This window comes from Streptomyces albus subsp. chlorinus (assembly GCF_013302895.1).
GTDB classification, from domain to species: domain Bacteria; phylum Actinomycetota; class Actinomycetes; order Streptomycetales; family Streptomycetaceae; genus Streptomyces; species Streptomyces chlorinus.
The window spans coordinates 7,157,712-7,177,357 of sequence record NZ_VJOK01000001.1 but is presented as its reverse complement, the minus strand read 5'-3'; the positions used below and the strand labels follow the sequence as shown (position 1 = coordinate 7,177,357).

Here is a 19,646-nt window from a genome sequence, read left to right as displayed (position 1 = left end):
GCGCCGGCGAGCTGGAGCGGATGCCGTTCGAGCAACGCGCGCGGCTCGCCGAGCGGCTGCGCAGCAGCCGCCTCGCGCAGTGGGCCGAGTTGATCGGCCGGTTCCGGCAGATGGCCGCCGGTGAGCGTGCCCGCAAGGTCGAGAACGCCACGGGGGAGCTGGTCGGTGTGACGCTCGGCAACGACCTGACCCGCGTCATCCCCTCCGAGCTGGCCAGCCTCGGCCTGCCCGGGCTGCGGGCGGTGTTCGCCGCCCGCTACGCCGCCGGGGAGCTGATGCTCTACGACAGCCAGGGAGAGCAGGCCACCGGCCGGGGCGCCGTCATCGCGTGCGTGGACACCTCTCACTCCATGTACACGGAGGGGCCCGGCGGCGTGTCCCGGGAGGCGTGGGCCAAGGCGTGCGCCCTGGCGCTGCTGGACCAGGCCCGCCATGCCGGGCGGGACTTCGTCGGCATCCTGTTCTCCGCCGCCGACAAGCTCCGCGTCTTCCGCTTCCCGGCCGGGGAGCCCGCCGGCATCGCCCGGGTGCTCGAGTTCGCGGAAACCTTCCTCGGCGGCGGCACCAGCTACCAGACGCCCCTGACAGCAGCCGGCGAACTGCTGAAGGAGGAGTTCGACGACACCGCACGCGCCCGCGGCGACATCGTGTTCCTCACCGACGACGAATGCGACGTCACCGAGACGTGGATGCGCGAGTGGAACGACGCCAAGCACGTGCTGGGCTTCCGGGTCTTCGGCGTGGCCATCGGCGCCCCGCGCGCCGCCGGCACCGGCTCGGTCCTGGAGGCCCTCTGCGACAACCTCCGTTCCCTCGAGGACCTCACCGACGTGCACGCCGCCGCCGACCTCTTCCGCGTGATCTGACCGGTGAGCAGCGGTTGTTCGCTCCGCCTGGGCCTGCGCGGCGGTGTCCCGCCCGCCGGGAGGGCGGTCAGCTGTCCGCGCTGTGGGAGGAGGACGACTGCCTGCGGGCCTGCTTCACCTCGCGGTCGACGGCCCAGGCGTCGCCGACGGGGCCGAGGTGGCCGAGCTTGTCGGGGTTGATGACCGCGCGGATGGTCTGGATCTGTCCGTCGAGCACGTCGAGGGCCAGGGCGTGGAGGACCTTGCCGTCGCGGTCGCGGAAGAGGGCGCCGGGCTGGCCGTTGATCTCGCGCGGCTCGAACGTCACATCGACCCGGAACACCCAGGGGAGGACCGTGCCCAGCAGCCGGGCCACCTTGTCCGCGCCGACGACGGCCTTGGCCAGCTGCGGGGCCTTGCCGCCGCCGTCACCCACCATCCGCACATCGGCGGCCAGCACCTTCCGCAGTCCGCCCACGTCGCCGTCCTTCAGGGCGTCGAAGAACCGTGTGGCCAGCTCCTGCCGCTCCTTGCGGTCGGCAGCGAACCGCGGCCGTCCCTCTTCCATGTGCCGCCGCGCCCGGACCAGCAGTTGCCGGCACGACGCCTCCGAGCGGCCCACCGCCGCGGCGACCTCGTCGAACCCGAAGGCGAACACCTCACGCAGCACGAACACCGCCCGTTCGGCCGGGCTGAGCCGTTCCAGCAGCAGCAGCGCCGCCATCGACACCGAGTCGGCCAGCTCGACCGCGCGGGCCGGGTCCTGATACGGATCGCTCAGCAGCGGCTCCGGGAACCAGGGGCCCGTGTACTCCTCGCGCCGCACGCGCGCGGAGCGCAGCACATCGATCGAGATCCGCGTCACCACGGACGACAGGAAAGCCTTGGTCGACAGGGGCCGGGCCGTCGAGCCGTCGAAACGCAGCCATGTCTCCTGGACCGCGTCCTCGGCCTCGCCCACACTGCCCAGGATCCGGTAGGCGATCGAGAACAGCAGTGGCCGCAGCTCCTCGAATTCCTCGACCTTGTCCACGCCGACGTCCTTTCTTCGAACCTCTTCCACCAGGCCGTACTTGTCGGCGCAGGCATCTTCCGCAGATCGTGCGGCCCGCCGAGGGGCCGGTGCGACGCCCCGCGTCCGGGTCCCGGAACGGGCCGGCCGCGGCGGGTCGCCCCGGTCCGGGGCCCGCTGCCGGGCCCCGGACCGGGTGCTGGACCGGGTGCTGGAGCCGTTCAGTGGAACTGCCCGGCCACGTAGTCGCCGGCCGGCTGCTGGGTGATGATGTTCAGCCGGTTCGCGGCGTTCATGAAGGAGACCAGGATCACCAGGGCGGCCAGCTGCTCCTCGTCGTAGTGCTTGCCGGCGTGCGCCCACACTTCGTCGCTGACCCCTTCGGCCGCGTCCGCGACCCGGGTCCCCTCCTCCGCCAGTGCCAGCGCGGCACGCTCGGCCTCGGTGAAGACCGTGGCCTCCCGCCACGCCGCCACGAGGTGCAGCCGCACCGGGGTCTCACCGGCGGCGAGTGCCTCCTTGGTGTGCATGTCGATGCAGACGGCGCAGCCGTTGATCTGGCTCACGCGGAGCGACACCAGTTCCTGCGTCGCGGTCGGCAGCGCAGAGTCCCTCAGCACCTTGCCCGCCGACATGAAGTGCTTGAATGCCTTGCCTGCGGTCTGGCTGGCGAAGAGGTTCAGTCGCGCGTCCATGGTGGGCTCCCTCGCGGTTGTCGGTGTGGCTACATCCCCTGAGACGAGGCAGCCCGGGTCCCTGTGACAGGAGCGAATGTGACCTGCGTCTCCCTCTCGTCGCCCCGGACCGGCCGGTGATCCGCTCACCGTCCCGCCGCCACGGCAGAGCGGCCACGCCGCCGACGGGTCACTCCGCCGTGGCGGCGGGACACTCAGTCGCGGTAGGCGGCGACCGCGTGCCCGACGAACGAGCGGATCAGCGGATTGGTGTCCCCCTTGTTCCATGCCGCCACCAGGCGGCTCGGCGGCATGTCGGCCAGCGGGACGACGGTGAGCCCCTCACCCGGCTCGTGGCCGAGGAGCGTCATGCCGACCGTGCCGTTCCACAGCACGGCCTGCCGGCACTCCTGGACGGCCCGCACCACCGGGCCCTCGCGGGGTGCCCCGCCGTTCCAGTACGACTGCCACAGGGGGTCGGTGCCCGCCGGGAACCGGAACCAGCGGCGGTCGCTCAGGTCGGCCAGCTGAAGGCCGTCCCGGTGGGCGAGCGGATCATCGGCCCGCAGCAGTGCCCCCACCGGGTCGGCGCGCAGTTCGCGCATGGCCAGTCCGGTCTGGTCGAACGGCCCGCGGGTCAGGGCGACATCGACCCTCCCGGCACGCAGCCCGCAGGTGGGGTCTGTCAGGTCGGTTCCGCGGACGCGGATCTCCACCCGCGGATGGCGTCGGCGGTAGGCGTCGGCCAGCCGTTTCGCTCCCGGCTCGCTGCCGCCGCCGCCCAGGATGCCGACGGTGAGCGTCGCGGCACCGGCCGCCGCGGCCACGCGGACGCGTACCCGGTCGGCCCGGTCGAGCAGGGCGCGGGCCTCGTCGAGCAGTACGGCCCCCACCGGAGTGAGGGCGACCCCGGTGGAGGTCCTCTCGAGGAGCGTCGCACCGATCTCGGTCTCCAGTTGCCTGATCGCCCGGCTCAGCGGCGGCTGGCTCATGTGCAGCCGGACGGCCGCCCGGCCGAAATGGAGCTCTTCGGCGACCGCGACGAAATAGCGCAGCGTGCGTAGCTCCATGCTCGAACGATACCCGTACGGTATCGAGGCCCCGGAACGGGTCTTGGACAGTCCCGGTGCCCCGGCGGTGCACTTCGGGTATGACTGACGAACACAAGCCCGATGAGCCGATGACAGACCCCGCTGTTTCGGTGGTCGGTCCCGACGACGGCGAGACGATCGTCCTGGGCACCACTCGTCTGCGTCTCCTCGAAGACGGCAGCAACACCGGGCACCGCCTCGGGATGGCCGAGTCCGTCCTCGCCCCGCACACCCCGGGACCGCCCCAGCACCGGCACGCCCAGCATGACGAGGGGTTCTATGTCGTGGCGGGTACGGTGCGGTTCACCGTCGGGCAGAGCGACTACGACGCGACGGCGGGCACGCTCGTGATGGTCCCGCCCGGCGCCCCGCACACCTTCGCCAACGTGACGGACGAACCGGCCGTGATGCTCAGCACGTTCACGCCCGACCTGTACGTGCAGTACTTCCGCGATCTGCGGGACATGATCGCCGACGGCCGTCCCCTGACCCCGCAGGCGCACACACGGACGATGCGCCGTTACGCCACCGAGCCCGCCACCGACGTCGACCGGGAGGCGTAGTCCCTGCCTGCGCGAGGTCCCTGCCTCTATGAGGTCCCTGCCCGTACGAGCAGCCAGTCCGGCACCGGTCCGCCCCGGGCCCCGGCATGACAGACACCGGCACCTGTCAGGCCAGGCCGGCACACCGCCCGTCCGCCCGCCGTACTCACCACGGGCGGACGGAGCGGTGCCGCCGGGCGTCCTGGGTTCTTCCTTCCCCGCACCCGTGTCCCGCGGCGGGTAAGGCGCGCTCCTCGTCGTCGGACTGCCACGCGGCGCACAGTTCGTCGACCAGTTCGTCGACGTGCCGGCGGGTGACGTGCGGCATGGCGATCAACTGGGCGCGGTCGCCCTCGACCGTCAGCCGCCACCGTGCGCAGACCCGCCGAGGCGGCCGGTCGAAGGTGACGGCGAGCGCGTGCCGCCACCGTTGCGGGCGAGCCCCTGCCGCCGCCAGTGCCTCGTACGCGTAGGCCGCGGTCGCCTGGCACCGGTGCACCAGATCGCGCAGACCCGCGGTGCCCAGCTCCCGCAGCCGCTTCCACAGCAGAACCGGGGCGAGACCGTTGCGCGAGCAGGCGAGCGTGTGGTCGTCGGCGCCCACGTACTCCCCCACCGGCAGTTCCGGCAGCATCTCCCGCCGGGCAAGGACGATGCCGCTGGGCACGGGGCTGCCGAGGAACTTGTGACCGCTGACCGAGATGGTGTCGGCACCGTCCCGGAAGTCCCAGGCGGGCCGCGGTGTGCTGAAGGCCGCGACGATTCCGCCCAGCGCGGCGTCGCAGTGGACGTGGACCTCCCCCGCCGCCGACGCCGCCGCACGCAGCGCGGTGACGTCGTCGAAGACGCCGCCCATGGTGGTACCCGCCGTGGCCAGGACGACGGCACCTCGCGCGGCGGTCTCCCCGGCCGCGTCCCCGTCACGACGTGCCCGGCACAGCACGCCGAGGGCCTCGGGATCCATCGTGCCGTCCTGGCGCGTGGGCACGGTCACGAGCCCCATACGCAGGAGATCGGCCGCTTTGCGCACGCTGTAGTGCGCTGCCTCGGAGGTGTAGACGGGAGCGTGCGGCAGACGCCGGCGGCCGACGTAGAGGCCGAAGATGACTCCTTCGGTGCCGCCGCCCGTCACATAGCCGTAGGTGCCGTCCGGATCGCCCTGTGCGAGCCCGGTGAACCAGGCGAGTACAGCGCGTTCGAACCTCTTCGTGTGCGTTCCGGCCGCGTCGTCGCTGTCCGGGTCACCGACGTTGTTGATGAAATGCGACAGCAGGTGGCCGCAGTCCGCGTCGTCGAAGGCCAGGTTCCCCGGGAACCCCACGAGACGCTCCGCGGCACCCAGCAGTTCACCGGAGAGGGTCCGCAGCACAAGGCCGGTCTCGGCTGCGGGGGACGGCCGCTCACCGATGGTCAGATCCCGCTGCGACAGCATGCTCTCCTCCCCCTGCACGGCGTTCCGCACCGCGCTCCGCACGCGGACGGTCGAGCCGGACATGCCCGTGTGTAGTCGGTAGGAATCACAATGTTCCACTCTGCATCGGGCGGGGCGCACCGGCGGCAACGGCTCGCCAGGGGAGGAGCGGCTCGCCGACGAAGAGGCGGCTCGCCAGTGGAGGAGCGGGAAAGATCCGGGGGTCGGCCCGGCCGGTCCGCCCTCCGCACGTCAACCGCGTCCGGCCCGCTGCGGGTCCGGTTCCGGAGCGCTGGGGCGCACAGCGCCCGGCAGGTGCTCCTGCCCGTCGGCCGGTGACGGAGCGCGCGGCTCACCGTTCCCGTCCTCCTGCCCCAGCACGGCCCCGGCCCCCGCCGCGCCCACACAGGCCAGCGCCACCCACTGCACGGCGCCCAGGTGTTCGCCCAGCATGAGCACTCCCGCCAGTCCCGCACTCGCGGGCTCCAAGCTGGTCAGCACCCCCACTGTCCGCGTCGGCAGCCGCCGCAAGGCCGCCAGTTCCAGTGAGTAGGGAAGCACCGCCGAGAGCACCGCCACCACGGCCCCGGTCAGCAGGGCCGGCGGGGTGAGCAGTTGCGTTCCGCCGTCGGCCACTCCCAGCGGCACCGTCAGCACAGCAGCCCACGTCACCGCCAGGGCGAGCGGACCGCCTCCCGTGCTGCGGGCCCCCGTCTTCTTGCTCAGCATCAGGTAGGCCGCCATCGAGGCCCCCGCCGCCAGGGCGAAAAGCACCCCGGTCAGGGGGAAGCGGGCGTCGTGCGGCGCGTGGAAGAGCCATACTCCGCATCCGGCCAGGGCGGCACACCCCGCATCGAGGAGGCGGCGCGAGGTGAGCAGTGCGAGGGTGACCGGGCCGAGCAACTGCAGAGCGCTGGCCAGACCGAGGGGGAGGCGGAGCAGCGCGGGGTAGATGAGGTTCATCCCGGCGATGGCCGTCCCGAAACCGAGCACCAGGAGGACGTCCGTACGGTTGCGCGGCAGCGAGGGCCGGTACACGAGCAGCAGGCACAGCGCGGCCAGGCCGAGCCGCAGGGCCACCGTCCCCGGCGCTCCGACCGAGCCGGAGAGCTGCTTGCCGACGGCCTGCCCGAACTGGATGCTCAGCACGCTCGCGAGCATCAGGACGGGAGCGGGGATCTTCGCCATGCGTTCAGGCTCGGCGGCGCGAGCATGCAGGTCCAGCGAGGCTTTTTTCATACGACCGTTTAGGCTCGGCTTCATGATTGACCACCGGCTGGGCGTCCTGCGGGCGCTCGCGGAGTTCGGCACGGTGACGGCGACCGCCGCCGCGCTGCACCTCACCCCTTCGGCCGTCTCCCAGCAGTTGCGCCTGCTGGCCCGCGATCTGGGAGTGGAGCTGCTGCGGCCGGACGGGCGACGGGTCCGGCTGACGCCGGCCGCGCACATCGTGCTCCGCCACGCCGACGAGTTGCAGCGGCAGTGGGAAGCCGCGCAGGCCGAGCTCGCCCGGCAGGGCACGGCCCCCCGGGGACGGCTACGGCTGTGCGGGGTGTCCTCCGCGCTGGCCGCGCTCGCCGCTCCGGCCGTCGCCCGGCTGCGGGAGGCCCACCCGCAGGTGGAGCCGTTGCTCGTCGAGGAGGAGAGCGCCGAGTGCTGCCGGCTGCTGCTCGCCGGCGAGGCGGATGTGGCGCTGGTACTGCCGGGGCCGGAGGTACCGCCCGTCACCGACGCGCGCTTCGAGCAGGCGGCGCTGCTGACCGACCGCCAGGACCTGCTGGTGGCGGAGGGGCATCGGCTCGCCAGGCCGGAGGGGGTCGGACTGTCGGCGGCCGCCGGTGAGGCGTGGATCGTGAAGCAGCGGAACAACGACACCTACCCGCTGGTGACGGCGGCGTGCGCGGCTGCCGGGTTCACGCCGCGCATCGTCCACCAGGTCAAGGAGTGGTACGCGGTCTCCTCGCTCGTCGCCCAGGGGCTCGGCGTCTGCCTCGTACCGAGGATCGTGCCGCTGCCCGAGCACCCTGTCCTGCGCGTCCCCCTGCGCGGGGACCCGGTGCCCACCAGGCGGTTCGTGACGGTTGTCCGACGGGGCAGTGCCGCACATCCGCTCGTGCTGGCCGGGCTCACCGCGCTGCGCGAGGCGGCCTCGGCCTGCGTCGAGGGGGAAGGCCGGCAGGACCCCGTCCGGACAGTCCGTCAGCGCGCGCGGGAGACGGAGGCCGCGAACTCCCCGAGGAGGCCGACCGCCGCGTCCGGTCCGCCGTCGGCGTAGGCGCGGATCAGCGGTGAGCCGATCACCACGCCGTTCACGCCCGTGCGGCGGGCGACGGAAGCAGCCAGACCGGGCGTGGAGACACCGATCCCGCTGAGGACGGGAGTCCTCGGGGCGGCGCGCCGGACCGAGGCGACGAACGAGGCGAGCGCTTCGAGGTCGAGCCCGTCGGAGTAGCCCGTACGCTGCCCCGCGACCGCCGGCGCGTAGACGAAGCCCGTCGCTGCCCGGCACACGGCGGCCAACTCGCCGGGGGGCGCCTCGCGGCCGGCCAGCAGGGGGGGCGCTGATCCCGGCACGGGCCGCCGCGGCCGTCCACGACTCGACCTCCTCCGGCGGGATGTCGGCGACCATGCACCCCGAAGCCCCCGACGCGGCCAGCTCGTTGGCCATTCGCTGGGGCCCGCGCGCCGCGACCGTGGCCCAGTAACTCATCACGACGACAGGTTGCCTGGTGAGGGCCGACACCTGGCGCACGGTTGCGAGGGTGACGGCCACGCCGTCACCGCCGCCGCTTCGCAGGGCTCGGCGGTGCGCCGCGGCGATCACCGGTCCGTCGAGCCACGGATCCGTCGTCGGAGCGCCTACCTCCAGCACGCTCGCGCCGTTGCGCGCATAGGCGACGAGGGCTTCGACACCGGCGCGTTCATCGGGGTAGCCCGCCACCGAGAAGGCGCAGAGGACGGGCTGACGCTGCTCCAGCACACCGGAGAGGCCACTGTCTCGGTGGCTCCTGGCACGCTCGTCCGTATCGCGTATGTCCGCGGCCCGCGTCGTCATCGGAGAAGTCCGCCTATGAGCAGGCCAGTTGGACGGCAGGGGTGTTCGATGAGCCGGTCGGGCTCCAAAGAGACACGCATGACGTGATCATGGCCGGAAACAACCGGTAGCGCTACCACTTTCGTCAAACCAGCCACGGCAAAAGCCCCGGGCATCGGCATACCACCTGCTGCGCCTCTCCCCGCCGCCCCTGCCGCCCAGGGACTTGATGCCAGAAGCTTGATGCCAGGGGCTTGACGAGCGCGCAAAGGCGACCGTGGTGTTCGCGCCGCTCAGTCCCGCAGGCCGTAGAAATGCATCGGCGAGTTCGGGACGAAGCCGATGCGCGGGTAGACCGGTGCCCCGGCCATGGTGGCGTGCAGGGTCGCGCGGGTCAGCCCGGTGGCGCGGGCTCCCTCGTACAGCGCCTTGCGCGTCACCGCCTCGCCGTAGCCCCGGCGCTCCCACTCCGGGTCCGTGGCGACGAGTACGACGAAGAGACGCCCGGCCGTCTCCACCGTCGCCGCGCATGTCACCGGGGTGCCGTCCCGCATGCCCAGAAAGGCGTACGCCTGCTTCTTCCACAGCCGGGACCCGACGAGCCCGTCCCTGCCGTCCTCGACGGTGAGGCCGTAGGCACGCGCGTTGATGTCCGCATAGGCCCGCAGGTGTTCGTCGGTTGCCACCCGTACGAAGGTCAGGTCGGGGTGGGCAGGCTCGGGCAGGGGGAACAGGTCCCCGGCCATGCCGGTGCCGGGGAAGGCGTGCGCGAGGCCGGCCCGCTCCGCCGCCGGTCCCAGCGCCGCGCGCCCGCCTTCGTCGAGAAGCCCCTCGAAGACCCACAGGAATCCCGGGTGCCTCTTCGCCCGCATAATGCCGGCCGCCTCCCCCAGACGCTGTTCGACCAGCCGGGCGTCCGCACCGGCCTCGGTCAGCGTGACGCAGTTCCAGAAGGGGAACCGGCAGTCCGCCCAGCGGACGGCGATCCCGGGGAGATCGCGCACATCCGCGTGCGGGTCCCTGTCGAGCACCAAGGCGCGCCAGCCGACGGCCAGTTGCTCCATCGACTCGACGGACTCCGCAAGCACCATCGCCGAACCTCACACATCCGTCGAGCGGGCAGAAGACTTACCGAACCAGCCTACGTCCCCACGGCCCACGGCCCACGGCTTGTGGCCCCTGGCCCCTGGCCCCTGGCCCCTGGCCCCGGAAAAAGCTTCGCCGAAGGGTGCTTGGAGCGGCTACAGTCCGGTGCCGTTCGCGCGATGTCCCGGAGGTTCGGATGCGGCGTAACAGTCAGGTGCTCGTCTTCGACGCAGATGACACGTTGTGGGAGAACAACGTGCACTTCGAGCGGGTCATCGCCGACTTCCTGGGCTGGCTGGCTCATCCCACCCTCGACAAGTCCCAACTGCGGGCCGTCCTCGACGACATCCAGAAGGCCAACGCCGTCTCACACGGTTACGGCACCCCTATGCTGCTCCGCAGCCTCGCCGACTGCGTCGAGCGGCTGCGCCACCGACCGCCCACGGAGGAAGAGGCGGCGGACATCCGGCGGTTGACGGCGGTGCTCACCGAGTACCAGGTGGAGCTGATCCCGGGAGTCGCGGAAACCCTCGCGGCGCTCGGTGAGCGGCACGAACTGCTCATGCTCACCAAGGGGGACCCGGAGGAACAGCGCCGCAAGATCGACGCCTCTCGACTCGCGCCTCACTTCCGGGCGATCAGCATCGTCCGCGAGAAGGACGACGAGGCCTACCGCGCCCTCGTCAAGACCCATGACCTCACGCCCCCCACCTGCTGGATGATCGGCAACTCACCGAAGTCGGACATCCTCCCGGCCCGGCGCGTGGGCATGAACGCCGTGTTCATACCCCATGACCACACCTGGTCCCTGGAGCACGAGGAACTCGACCCCGACGACGAGGGAGTGCTGCGGCTGCGGACCTTCCGCGAGTTGCTGGACCACTTCTGAGGCGCGTGAGCTTCTGAGGCGCGTGAGCGCACCAAGTCCCGCCGGGGCCACCTTGCCGTGGTCCGCACGGCTGCGGAGCATGGGGCGATGTCCTCCATAGTCGCCTTCGCCGCACTCGCCGCCGTCCTGGTCGTCATCCCGGGCCCGGCCGTCATGCTCGTCCTCAAGAGCGCTCTCGCCCGGGGCCGCAGGGAGGCGGTCCTCACCGCGCTGGGCGTGCTCGTGGCGGACCTCGTCTGGGCGCTGGCCTCCGTCGCCGGTCTCACGGCGCTCCTGGTCTCCTCCCAGGTGGCCTTCGACGCCGTCCGCTACCTCGGAGCGGGCTATCTTTGTTATCTCGGTGTCCGGCTCCTGGCCACGCGGCGCGGCCTCCCCGCCACGGAGGCGGCGCCCGAGGAGCCGGACGGCACAGCGTCGCTTCCGTCCACCCGTCCCGGCCGGAGCGCCCTGCGGGCCTTGCGGGAGGGGCTGCTGAGCGACCTGTCCAATCCGAAGACCGTGATCGTCTTCACGAGCGTCATCCCGCAGTTCCTCGGCAGCGCCGCGGGCCCGGCCGACGTTCTCGTCCTCGGCGTCCTGTTCTCCGTGATCGGCTTCCTGTCCCTGCTCTCCTACGGCATGATCTTCGGCGCGGCGGCGAGCATCCTGCGCGATGCCCGCGTCACCCGCGCGATCCTGCGCGGCGGAGGTGCGATCCTGGCGGCGTTCGGGATCGGCCTGGCGGTCGAGCGCCCGGCGACCTGACCGCGAACCCCGGTCGGCAGAACGACTTAGGGCAGGCTAACCTCGGCGGCTGTGACACGGGTTCATCAGCTCACGGGCGCGGCCGGCTCCCCCACATCGGAGGCGGCGTACGCGGCGTACTACGCGTCGATCGCCCGCAGCGACGAGCGCGGGGACGGCACCGTCCGGCACCGCCTCCTGCCGGAGGTCGGTGACGGCACCATCGAGGTGACCTCGTTGCCCAGCGGGTTCCACATCGTCCGGTACGACGTCGCCTTCACCGGCGGGCACCGGCTCGGGTACTCCTTCCCGGGCGACCACTTCGAGCTGGAGCACTGCCTCGACGGACGCCTGGGCATCAGCGAGGCCGGCGCCGGAGACGGGGACCTGCACGCCAGTTCGGTGTCCCTGAGCCCCCGGCGCGCCACCCGCGGCGTCGTCGCGTACGGCGACGGCGAGCGGTACCGGGCGGTGTCGATCACCGGGACCTGGAGCGGGCTGGAGACCTATCTCCGCTCTCTCGGCACGTATGCCCTGCCGGCCACTGGGCCGGAGAACCTCGCGCGCGAGCGGTATCTGGGCCGGTCCGCCGCGCTGCGTCCGGTCGCCGGTCCCTTGGAGGAGATCTTCACGCACCGGCGCACCTCCCCGGGGCGCCTGCTGTTCTTCGAATCGCGGATCGTGGCGGCGCTGGCCGCGCTGACGGACGGGCTCACGGCCACGGCGCCGCCCGCGGACAGCCCGGGCCTTCCCCTGGACGACCACGAAGTGGCCGCGCTGCGCCGCGTTCCCGAACTGCTCTGGCGCCACCGCCACGCGCCGCCGACGCTGGCCGAGCTGGCCCGCGCGTCGTCGATGTCGGTCCGCCGCCTCACCACCGGGTTCCGCGCGCTGTACGGGACGTCGGTGCGGGAGTACCACCGACGCCGCTGCCTCGACCGGGCCGCCGCGCTGCTCGTCGGGACCGACTGGACAGTGGCCCGCATCGGGCACGAGGTCGGCTACGCCTCACCCAGCAATTTCTGCTATGCCTTCCGGCGCGAAAAGGGCCTCTCGCCCGCCCGGTTCAGGCACACACACTCCTGACACCCGTCCGGGTTCCCGGCCCCCGGCCCGTGCTTCCGGACCCGGCCTGCCCTTCCGGCTCCCCGCGCTCGCGACCCCCGGACCGCGCTTCCGCCTCCCCGCGCTTCCAACCCCCGGCCAGCGGTTCCAGCTCCCCGCGCTTCCGGGGTACCGGTCCGGCTTGCGACCGCTGTCGTCGAAGCACCGCGCTCCACATGCGCGCGCCCCTTGCTCCACACCGCGCCACCGGCTCGGCGCCGATCATGGGGCCGGAGCGGTCGCCACGCCTCGGGCCCCGCTCTGCCTCGGCCCGCACCCACACGCTCCCGAAGGGAGACCGATGAAGCCCGGCACCGATTCCGCACCCCCTCGGACCGGAACAGGGCGGCTCATCGTCACCCTTGCCGGGCTTTCGGCGGTGTCGCCGTTCGCCCTCGACATGTACGCGCCCGGCTTCCCCTGTATCGCCACCTCCTTCGGGACGTCGGGAACGGCCGTCCAGCTCTCCCTGACGGCCTGCCTCGTCGGGCTCGCCATCGGTCAGCTCGTGCTCGGTCCGGTCAGCGACGCGGTGGGCCGGCGGCGCCTGCTGCTGGCCGGTTCCGGCATGTTCACCGTGCTGTCCCTGGTCTGCGCGCTCGCCCCGACCATCGCCGTGTTCGACGTCGCGCGACTGCTCCAGGGGGTAGCGGGCGGCGCGGGGATCGTCCTCGGACGGGCGGTCGTCAGCGACCGGTTCACCGGCACCCGTGCGGCCCGCCAGCTCACGGCACTCGGTGTGATCGCCTCGACGGCGCCGGTGCTCGCGCCGGTCACCGGAGGTCTCGTCCTCGGTGTCGGCTCGTGGCGCCTGGTCTTCGTGGTGCTGGCCATGGCGGGGCTGCTGCTGTCGGCGGCGGTCTGGGCGTGGGTTCCCGAATCGCTCCCCGCCGCCCATCGCCGGACCGGCGGTCTGCGGGCCGCCGGCGCGGCGATGGGCGGTCTGCTGCGGCGTCGCGAACTGGTCGGCCACCTCCTGGTCATGGGCTGCGGGCTGGGGGCCCTGTTCGCGTACATCAGCGGCTCGCCCTTCGTCTTCCAGGACACGTACGGCCTCTCCCCCACCGGCTACAGCCTCGTCTTCGCCACCAACGCCGTCGGCACCGTCGTGGCCGGTACGGTCTTCGGCCGGCTCGCCGCGCGTGTACGCCTCAACTCGCTGCTCGCCGTCGGCGTGGCCATGACCGCGGGTTCCACGACCGCGCTGGTCGCCCTGCTCGCCCTCGGCGTCAGCAGCTTTCCCGCGACCTGGGCCTGTCTGTTCGGCCTGACGTCCGGCTTCGGAATCGTGCTGCCCGCGTCGACGACCATCATCCTCGCCGTGGGCAGGGACGCCCCCGGAGCGGCATCCGGCCTCCTCGGCGGCGCCCAGTTCGTGCTCGGTGCCGCGGCAGCCCCGCTGCCCGGCGCCGCGGGGAGCACCACCGCCATGTCGACGGCCGTGGTGGTACTGGGCTTCGCCCTCCTCTCCGCGGCAGCACTCGTCGCGCTCGCCCGACCGTGGCAGGGGCACGGTGAGCCGACCGACCGGCCAACTGTCGCCCCTTGATGTCGGAGGCAGCGGCCCGCCACTCCGTCGCCGCAACGGCCCGCGATGAAGGCCGTGGGCAGCGGGTACGCGTGGGGCATGAGTGAACACGACGAACGGCCCCAGACACCCGACCTGCCGCCTCCGCCCGCGGCACGGGGGATCTCCGAGGACGAGTCCGCCGCCGAGAAGTCGGCCGCGGAGAAGGAGAAGAACGGGAAAGCGGCCGGCGGCAGCGGGGCCGACGGCGCCGAGGAAGCCGAGGACTACGTCCGCGACGAGTCGTCGGGCGAGCCCTCGGGCTGACCCGGCCGGCCCGGCCCAGGGCACCCTCCCCCGGACAGACCGACCGGTCGGTCTGTCCGGCGGACGGTCCCCCACGCCCCGCCTCAGCCTTCGGCCGGCACCTCCCGGATCACATGCCGGGCGTGGTCCGCCATAGCGGAGTTCGTACCGCGGTAGCACGGCAGCGCGATCAGCGCCTGCGACAGCGTCCGCCCCTCGTCGGGAACAGCTCGCAGGCCGCGTCACCCGCCACCAGCTCGGGCCCGCTCAGGGCTCCCGCCCCGGGGCGCCACCCCGGCAGCCGCCGGCGGACCGACCACGGCCACGGATGCCCCTCGGCGGGCCTGCCCGGCGCCGAGCACCTCCGGGATGCGCGTCGGCAGGTGGGGAGCGAGGCGGGGCAGCCACTTCCGCTCCCGCGTCACATCCTCGGCCCCGCTCCGTATCTGCGGCAGCCGCACGGCCATGTCATCGCCCAGCCGGTACCTGGCGGCTTCGTCCCCGCGCGAGCCTGCTCCCCGCACGAGCTTGCTCGCCGCACGAGAGCACAGGCGCCGGCAACCGCCACGGCGGGCACAACGGTTACCGCCCGCCGCCGACGCCGCCGCTGCCGCCTCCACGCGGTCGCCGCTGCTGCCCCTGCCGCGACGCTCCTACCGCCGCACGCTACCGCTGCCGTTTGCCGACTATGCTCGCCACGGCGAACACACCGCCCCCGGCGAGGGCCAGGCCCAGCAGCGCGAAACCGCCCTTCAGCACCTTCCACCAGAACTCCGCGGGAGAGCCGGGATCGTGTTCGAGCATGGCCTCCAGCAGCTCGCTGCCGCCCGCGTCGAGCAGGACGAAAACGTAGCCGTTGGTCGTGCCCAGGAAGACGGCGAGCATCGCCAGCAGCGCGGGGGCGACGTACGCGCCGGGGTTGGGACCGCCCACCTTTCCCGCCACCGAACCGACGGCCAGCGCGAGTACCAGCGCGAAGATCACGTACATGACGCGCAGGCCGACCTTCGACAGGTCCTCGTAGCTGGCCAGGAGCAGCCCGGCGAACACGGTCGCGCCGAAGCCGGATATGAGCCATCCCAGGAGGAATGCCTTGGCTCCGCTGCCACGGCGGGGCGGCGGGAAGCCCGGCTGGTACGGATAGCCCGGCGGCCGCATCGGCTGGAACTGCTGTCCGGGCGGGAACTGTCCCATCGGCGCAGACGGCGGCTGCATGGGTTGCTGCGGCGGCCAAGGCTGGTTCATGTGTCCCCCGTGGTTGAAGCATGACGATACGAACCGTCAAGGTACCAAGACAGGGCCGGACGGTCCGCCCGCATCCGGTACCCTGCCACTGCTCCGTGGCACGCACCAGCGTTCGAACGCCGGGACGCGGGCCGGGAGCAGAAGCGGGCCAGGGCACCGGAACCCTGGCACACAGCTCGGTTCAACGGGGGATCACATGTACCGACGTCGCGCCATCAGCGCTGCCGTTCTCGTCCTGGCCGCAACCGGAACACTCGCGGGGTGTGCCGACGACCCCGCGGACAAGGCGTTCGGCGGGCTGGGAGACCTCGACGGGCCGTTGCCCTCGGGTGCTCCGTCCGTCGGCCCGTCCACGCCCCCCAGCCTCGAGCCCGGTGGCCCGGGCGGCCCCGGCGGCAGCACTCCCCTCCCCACCTCGCCGACGAGCCCGGGCGTGCCCACGTACGACTCCAACGCGATCGGCGAGGCCATCGGGAAGAACTGCCGCTACAGCCGCGCCAGTTCGCAGATTCAGTACGACGTGGACGTGCAGAACTCCTCCAGCGACACCTCGTTCACCTACAGCCTCTCCGTCGAGTTCAAGATCGGCAGCTCGCCCGACTCCTCGGTCGCGACGGAGGTCGTCGGCTCGGACTTCGAGACGGTGACGGTCGGCCCCGGAGGCGACCGCACCGTCACCCTGCAGGTGACGCACAGCACCACGCAGCGGCTCGCCTTCTCCTGCCAGGTGATGACGGCCACCAAGGTGCCGTCCTGAGACTGCCGGCTCCGGGGCGGTGAGCGGTGGGTGCTAGCCCAGTTCGCGGGTCCGCGTCTCGGGCAGCGACAGCACGCACACCAGGGAGACCACGGCCATCGCGGAGACGTACCAGCCGACGGCGCCGGAGCCGTACGAGGCCTGGAGGTCGGTGGCGACCAGGGGCGCCACGGCACCGCCCAGCACACCGCCCAGGTTGTAGGCGAGGGACGCGCCCGAGTACCGCACCCGGGCGCTGAACAGCTCCGGCAGGTAGGCGCCCATGGGCCCGTACACCACGCCCATGCACAAGAGCGTGCCGCCCAGCGCGAGGGCCATCAGCAGCGGCTGCTCGGTGTCCATCAGCGGGAAGAGGACGAGCCCCCAGACCGCGGCGAGGCCGCAGCCGAGCAGGACCAGCCGGCGACGGCCGCGGGCGTCGGAGCGGGTGGCCGCGAACCAGGTGCCGGCGGCGAGGAAGAGGCAGGCCGCCATCGACAGGGCCAGCATGGTGCTGCGCGGGACGCCGAGGCCCTTGGTGGCGTAGTTGAGGCAGTAGGTCGTCGCGGTGTAGAAGAGCCCGTAGGCGACGATCATGCCGCCGGCGCCCAGCAGGATTTCCCGCCAGTGGGTCCGGAAGACCTCCATGGCCGGTGCCTTGCTCTTCTCCTGCGTGTCCATCACCCGCTGGAAGACCGGCGTCTCACTGATCCGCAGCCGGACGAACAGCCCCACGGCGACCAGTGCGAACGACAGCAGGAACGGCACCCGCCAGCCCCAGGAGCGGAACGCCGCGTCGTCGAGCCCGGTGGAGAGGGCCCAGAAGATCCCGGTCGCGGCGAAGAAGCCGACGGAGGGGCCGAGTTGGGGGAAGGCCGCGAACAGGCCGCGGCGTTTCTCGGGGGCGTGCTCCACGGCCAGCAGCGCCGCGCCGCCCCATTCGCCACCGAGGCCGATGCCCTGGAGGAAACGGAGCAGGACGAGGAGCAGCGGCGCCCAGACGCCGAGGGTGGCGTAGCCGGGCAGCAGTCCGACGAACGCGGTGGAGAGCCCCATCAGCAGCAGGGAGGCCACCAGTACCGACTTGCGGCCGACCCGGTCGCCGAAGTGGCCGAAGACCAGCGAGCCGAGCGGCCGGGCCACGAAGGCCACCGCGTAGGTGGAGAAGGCCGCCAGTGTCGCGTTGAGCGGGCTGAGGTTGGGGAAGAACGCGTCGTCGAGGACGAGGGCGGCGGCGGTGCCGTAGGCGTAGAAGTCGTAGAACTCGATCGCCGTGCCGATGAAGCTCGCGGTGGCGACCCGGCGCATGCTCTCCGGGCGGCTCTTGTCCTCGCCCCCGGGCGCGGCTTCGGTCCCGGGGCCCGCGTCCGCGGGGCCATCGGCCGTGAAGGGCTCCGGCGTCCGGGTGCCTTCCGCGGGCAGCCCGCCGTCCCGCGACCCGGCCGGATCTGTTTTCGCTGGTCGTGCTTGCTGACTCACAGGCGCACCTTTCCGGGAGGACGGCTGCCAGTCAACAGGCGGAAGGGAGCGTCTCGTTCCGCGAGACGTCGCCGGGATGCGGCGAGTCCCGCCGAGTCCTGGGCGAGCCGGGTCAGCGACTCGGCCATGGCGTGCGTGCGTCGTGCTCTCCCCCGCTGGTTCCCCGCAGGCGGACGAAACGCGCCTCGACCAGCTCGGGCCGGCGATCCTCCGGCGCCCCGTCGGGACTCTACGAGCCCCGCGCCGCGTGCCCCGACACGGGTCCGCCTCGCCGGGGCCCTTCCGAGAGGCCCCGCCGCGCAGCCCGTGGTGTCCCCTGGGGCCCCCTCACGGGTGGCCTCAGGAGGTGGTCTCACGGGGTGCATGCCTCGGCGATCGACAGGCTGTTCTCGTAGAGGTGGTGGCGGGTGATGCGGCCGTCCTCGACGGTGAGTCGCAGCGCGAACGGGCCCTCGAAGGACTTCCCCGTCGCGCGCACGGTCCCCGACAGCTGTCCCATCAGCACGGCGTCGGTGCCCTCGACGAGGAAGGTGTCGACGGAGGGACGCGCGTCCTCGGGCACGGTGTGCTCCATCAACTCGGTGAACTGGGCGGCGCACTCGGCGGCGGTGGAACGCGGACGTATCCACGGGGCGGCGGGGTTCTCGGCGAGCAGCCAGTCGACCTCGTCGGCGAAGAGTCCGACGAGCCGTGCGGTGTCACCGGCGATCCGGGCGGCGAGGAACTCCCGCACGACGGCCCGCGTGCGCTCGGCGACGGGCGTCGCGGTGCCGGCTGCGGTCGCCGTGGCGGCTGCGGACTGGGCGGTCATGAGGGTCTCCTCGCGGCGGGTGGCCTGACTCCGGCGGGTGTTCCCGCCGACGTCCCCGATCCTGCCGGGAGACCGAGGAGCGGTCGATTACCGCGCGGGTAAAGAGGGTCCGGAGCGAGCGGACGCGAGGGCTCGTCCCGCGGGAAGACCCCGGCCTCCCCCGGCCCGGCCGCGCCGGGGTCAGTGGTCTCCCGCGGCGGCGGTCGCTGCGGCTTCCGTCAGGTAGGTGGTGACGGGGCCGAAGGTCAGCAGTCCGGCGGCGGCGCCGGACTGCTCGTGGCGGGCGGGGGCCAGCTCTTCCGCCGCACGGGCGGCCGACCGCGCCTCCCCGCTCAGTGCCGCCGCGCGGGCCAGGAGACACCAGAGTGCTTCCTGCATCAGGTCGTGGGGCGGCCTGGGCACCGTGCGCAGCGCCTCGCGGGCCTCTTCCGGGCGTTCCGCGCCGAGCAGCAGCAGTGGACGCACCCACGGGCCGTAGGGACCCCAGTCCGCGCCCGCGAACGCGTCCGGGTCGGGCAGCGCGCCGGCCCGCAGCACCGGCGCCAGCCGGACCAGCGCGGGCAGGCCCGCCGCGAATCCCGGCATACCGCACCCGTCCAGCAGCGCGACCGCCTGCGCGTAGGCGTCCCGCTCGGCTCCGGTGTCCTGGGACAGAGCCGCCCGCAAGGCGCGGTACCAGGCGGTGAAGACCGCCGCGAGCGGACGTTCGTGCCGCTCGGCCAGGCTGTCGACGGCCGCCGCCTGCGCGTCGGCTCCCGCCAGGTCGCCCAGACCGGACAGGGCCTGCAGGCGGATCAGCCGGCCCAGCACCTCGGCGCTGACCAGGCCGTGGGCCCGGGACAGCGCCACAAGTTCGGTACCGACGGCGTCCCGGCCCGCCGCCAGCCCGCACTGCCGGAACATCTGCATGAACGAGCCGTTGAGCGCGAAGGCCAGCAGTGCGGCGTCGTTCAGCCGCCGGGCCATGCCCTCGGCCTCCAGGGCGGCGTGCTCGGCCCGCAGCCGCCAGGGTTCGCGGACCGGGCCGTCGGCCGCGAGCGGCAGGGCGCCCTCCGCCAGCGCGTCGCCCCGCGACTCGACCGCCACGGCTGCCAGCAACCGGGCCCGCACGGCGTCCGGGGCGTCCTCGGGGAGCCGGGCCAGCACCCGCT

General features: G+C 72.8%; 19 protein-coding genes and 2 pseudogenes. 9 read left to right on the top strand and 12 right to left on the bottom strand.

Annotation, left to right across the window (positions count from 1 at the left end):
- Nucleotides 1-866 (top strand): VWA domain-containing protein (locus FM076_RS34410; RefSeq protein ID WP_243274692.1); only part of this gene is annotated, 866 nt, incomplete at its 5' end.
- 67 nt (nt 867-933) lie between these two features.
- Here the strand turns inward: FM076_RS34410 and FM076_RS31135 are convergent.
- The 3 genes from FM076_RS31135 to FM076_RS31125 all read right to left on the bottom strand — a co-directional run bounded on the left by FM076_RS31135 (nt 934) and on the right by FM076_RS31125 (nt 3,601).
- Entirely contained in the window at nt 934-1,878 is a 945-nt protein-coding gene (locus tag FM076_RS31135) for an RNA polymerase sigma-70 factor (RefSeq protein WP_173874164.1), read from the bottom strand.
- 200 nt (nt 1,879-2,078) lie between these two features.
- Nucleotides 2,079-2,552, bottom strand: coding sequence for a carboxymuconolactone decarboxylase family protein (locus tag FM076_RS31130; protein WP_173874163.1), 474 nt, complete (start codon nt 2,550-2,552; stop codon nt 2,079-2,081).
- A 194-nt stretch (nt 2,553-2,746) separates the two neighbouring features.
- Complete coding sequence (locus FM076_RS31125) at nt 2,747-3,601, bottom strand: LysR family transcriptional regulator (protein WP_173874162.1); 855 nt, start codon at nt 3,599-3,601, stop codon at nt 2,747-2,749.
- Nucleotides 3,602-3,681: 80 nt separating this feature from the next.
- Between FM076_RS31125 and FM076_RS31120 the strand changes: the two genes are divergently transcribed.
- Entirely contained in the window at nt 3,682-4,185 is a 504-nt protein-coding gene (locus FM076_RS31120; RefSeq protein ID WP_173874161.1) for a cupin domain-containing protein, read from the top strand.
- A 145-nt stretch (nt 4,186-4,330) separates the two neighbouring features.
- Here the strand turns inward: FM076_RS31120 and FM076_RS31115 are convergent, their stop codons facing one another.
- The gene (locus FM076_RS31115) at nt 4,331-5,659 is read right to left on the bottom strand and encodes a pyridoxal-dependent decarboxylase (RefSeq protein WP_243274691.1); all 1,329 of its coding nucleotides are present in this window, start codon (nt 5,657-5,659) and stop codon (nt 4,331-4,333) included.
- 168 nt (nt 5,660-5,827) lie between these two features.
- Complete coding sequence (locus tag FM076_RS31110) at nt 5,828-6,763, bottom strand: EamA family transporter (protein ID WP_202034935.1); 936 nt, start codon at nt 6,761-6,763, stop codon at nt 5,828-5,830.
- Nucleotides 6,764-6,836: 73 nt separating this feature from the next.
- On the opposite strand from FM076_RS31110, the gene FM076_RS31105 reads away from it, so the two are divergent.
- Nucleotides 6,837-7,850, top strand: coding sequence for a LysR family transcriptional regulator (locus tag FM076_RS31105; RefSeq protein ID WP_173874160.1), 1,014 nt, complete (start codon nt 6,837-6,839; stop codon nt 7,848-7,850).
- On the opposite strand, the gene FM076_RS31100 is transcribed toward FM076_RS31105, so the two are convergent.
- The 3 genes and pseudogenes from FM076_RS31100 to FM076_RS31090 form a co-directional block, all read right to left on the bottom strand.
- Complete coding sequence (locus FM076_RS31100) at nt 7,775-8,149, bottom strand: tryptophan synthase subunit alpha (protein WP_173874159.1); 375 nt, start codon at nt 8,147-8,149, stop codon at nt 7,775-7,777. The two genes, FM076_RS31105 and FM076_RS31100, sit on opposite strands and share 76 nt — an antisense overlap.
- Nucleotides 8,150-8,195: 46 nt before the next feature.
- Nucleotides 8,196-8,630: pseudogene (locus tag FM076_RS35445) on the bottom strand (tryptophan synthase subunit alpha); the annotation flags it as partial.
- Nucleotides 8,631-8,902: 272 nt separating this feature from the next.
- A complete protein-coding gene (locus tag FM076_RS31090) occupies nt 8,903-9,700 on the bottom strand; it encodes a GNAT family N-acetyltransferase (protein ID WP_243274690.1) in 798 nt (265 codons plus the stop codon).
- A 191-nt stretch (nt 9,701-9,891) separates the two neighbouring features.
- Between FM076_RS31090 and FM076_RS31085 the strand changes: the two genes are divergently transcribed.
- The 5 genes from FM076_RS31085 to FM076_RS31065 all read left to right on the top strand — a co-directional run bounded on the left by FM076_RS31085 (nt 9,892) and on the right by FM076_RS31065 (nt 14,245).
- Nucleotides 9,892-10,584 carry an HAD family hydrolase gene (locus tag FM076_RS31085; protein ID WP_173874158.1) on the top strand — a complete coding sequence of 231 codons (693 nt, stop codon included), beginning with the start codon at nt 9,892-9,894 and terminating at the stop codon, nt 10,582-10,584.
- An 87-nt stretch (nt 10,585-10,671) separates the two neighbouring features.
- Complete coding sequence (locus FM076_RS31080) at nt 10,672-11,328, top strand: LysE family translocator (RefSeq protein ID WP_173874157.1); 657 nt, start codon at nt 10,672-10,674, stop codon at nt 11,326-11,328.
- 51 nt (nt 11,329-11,379) lie between these two features.
- The gene (locus FM076_RS35170) at nt 11,380-12,393 is read left to right on the top strand and encodes a helix-turn-helix domain-containing protein (protein WP_173874156.1); all 1,014 of its coding nucleotides are present in this window, start codon (nt 11,380-11,382) and stop codon (nt 12,391-12,393) included.
- 319 nt (nt 12,394-12,712) lie between these two features.
- Entirely contained in the window at nt 12,713-13,960 is a 1,248-nt protein-coding gene (locus tag FM076_RS31070; RefSeq protein WP_173874155.1) for a multidrug effflux MFS transporter, read from the top strand.
- Nucleotides 13,961-14,038: 78 nt separating this feature from the next.
- Nucleotides 14,039-14,245 carry a hypothetical protein gene (locus FM076_RS31065; RefSeq protein WP_173874154.1) on the top strand — a complete coding sequence of 69 codons (207 nt, stop codon included), beginning with the start codon at nt 14,039-14,041 and terminating at the stop codon, nt 14,243-14,245.
- A 645-nt stretch (nt 14,246-14,890) separates the two neighbouring features.
- On the opposite strand, the gene FM076_RS31060 is transcribed toward FM076_RS31065, so the two are convergent.
- Entirely contained in the window at nt 14,891-15,418 is a 528-nt protein-coding gene (locus FM076_RS31060; RefSeq protein ID WP_173874153.1) for a hypothetical protein, read from the bottom strand.
- A 247-nt stretch (nt 15,419-15,665) separates the two neighbouring features.
- Between FM076_RS31060 and FM076_RS31055 the strand changes: the two genes are divergently transcribed.
- Nucleotides 15,666-16,226 carry a hypothetical protein gene (locus tag FM076_RS31055; RefSeq protein WP_173874152.1) on the top strand — a complete coding sequence of 187 codons (561 nt, stop codon included), beginning with the start codon at nt 15,666-15,668 and terminating at the stop codon, nt 16,224-16,226.
- Between the two features lie 33 nt (nt 16,227-16,259).
- On the opposite strand, the gene FM076_RS31050 is transcribed toward FM076_RS31055, so the two are convergent.
- From FM076_RS31050 to FM076_RS34395, 3 genes and pseudogenes are all read right to left on the bottom strand, one after another.
- A complete protein-coding gene (locus FM076_RS31050; RefSeq protein ID WP_173875125.1) occupies nt 16,260-17,513 on the bottom strand; it encodes an MFS transporter in 1,254 nt (417 codons plus the stop codon).
- Nucleotides 17,514-18,036: 523 nt separating this feature from the next.
- Nucleotides 18,037-18,495 carry a nuclear transport factor 2 family protein gene (locus FM076_RS31045; RefSeq protein ID WP_173874151.1) on the bottom strand — a complete coding sequence of 153 codons (459 nt, stop codon included), beginning with the start codon at nt 18,493-18,495 and terminating at the stop codon, nt 18,037-18,039.
- Between the two features lie 180 nt (nt 18,496-18,675).
- A pseudogene (locus FM076_RS34395) lies at nt 18,676-19,646 on the bottom strand (SARP family transcriptional regulator); the annotation flags it as partial.

Bases quoted from the DNA above. Each gene is read 5' to 3' on its own strand.
- FM076_RS31130 (WP_173874163.1), bottom strand. From the start codon at position 2,552: ATGGACGCGCGACTGAACCTCTTCGCCAGCCAGACCGCAGGCAAGGCA.
- FM076_RS31125 (WP_173874162.1), bottom strand. From the start codon at position 3,601: ATGGAGCTACGCACGCTGCGCTATTTCGTCGCGGTCGCCGAAGAGCTC.
- FM076_RS31120 (WP_173874161.1), top strand. From the start codon at position 3,682: ATGACTGACGAACACAAGCCCGATGAGCCGATGACAGACCCCGCTGTT.
- FM076_RS31115 (WP_243274691.1), bottom strand. From the start codon at position 5,659: ATGTCCGGCTCGACCGTCCGCGTGCGGAGCGCGGTGCGGAACGCCGTG.
- FM076_RS31110 (WP_202034935.1), bottom strand. From the start codon at position 6,763: ATGGCGAAGATCCCCGCTCCCGTCCTGATGCTCGCGAGCGTGCTGAGC.
- FM076_RS31105 (WP_173874160.1), top strand. From the start codon at position 6,837: ATGATTGACCACCGGCTGGGCGTCCTGCGGGCGCTCGCGGAGTTCGGC.
- FM076_RS31090 (WP_243274690.1), bottom strand. From the start codon at position 9,700: ATGGTGCTTGCGGAGTCCGTCGAGTCGATGGAGCAACTGGCCGTCGGC.
- FM076_RS31085 (WP_173874158.1), top strand. From the start codon at position 9,892: ATGCGGCGTAACAGTCAGGTGCTCGTCTTCGACGCAGATGACACGTTG.
- FM076_RS31080 (WP_173874157.1), top strand. From the start codon at position 10,672: ATGTCCTCCATAGTCGCCTTCGCCGCACTCGCCGCCGTCCTGGTCGTC.
- FM076_RS31070 (WP_173874155.1), top strand. From the start codon at position 12,713: ATGAAGCCCGGCACCGATTCCGCACCCCCTCGGACCGGAACAGGGCGG.
- FM076_RS31065 (WP_173874154.1), top strand. From the start codon at position 14,039: ATGAGTGAACACGACGAACGGCCCCAGACACCCGACCTGCCGCCTCCG.
- FM076_RS31060 (WP_173874153.1), bottom strand. From the start codon at position 15,418: ATGGGACAGTTCCCGCCCGGACAGCAGTTCCAGCCGATGCGGCCGCCG.
- FM076_RS31055 (WP_173874152.1), top strand. From the start codon at position 15,666: ATGTACCGACGTCGCGCCATCAGCGCTGCCGTTCTCGTCCTGGCCGCA.
- FM076_RS31050 (WP_173875125.1), bottom strand. From the start codon at position 17,513: ATGCGCCGGGTCGCCACCGCGAGCTTCATCGGCACGGCGATCGAGTTC.
- FM076_RS31045 (WP_173874151.1), bottom strand. From the start codon at position 18,495: ATGACCGCCCAGTCCGCAGCCGCCACGGCGACCGCAGCCGGCACCGCG.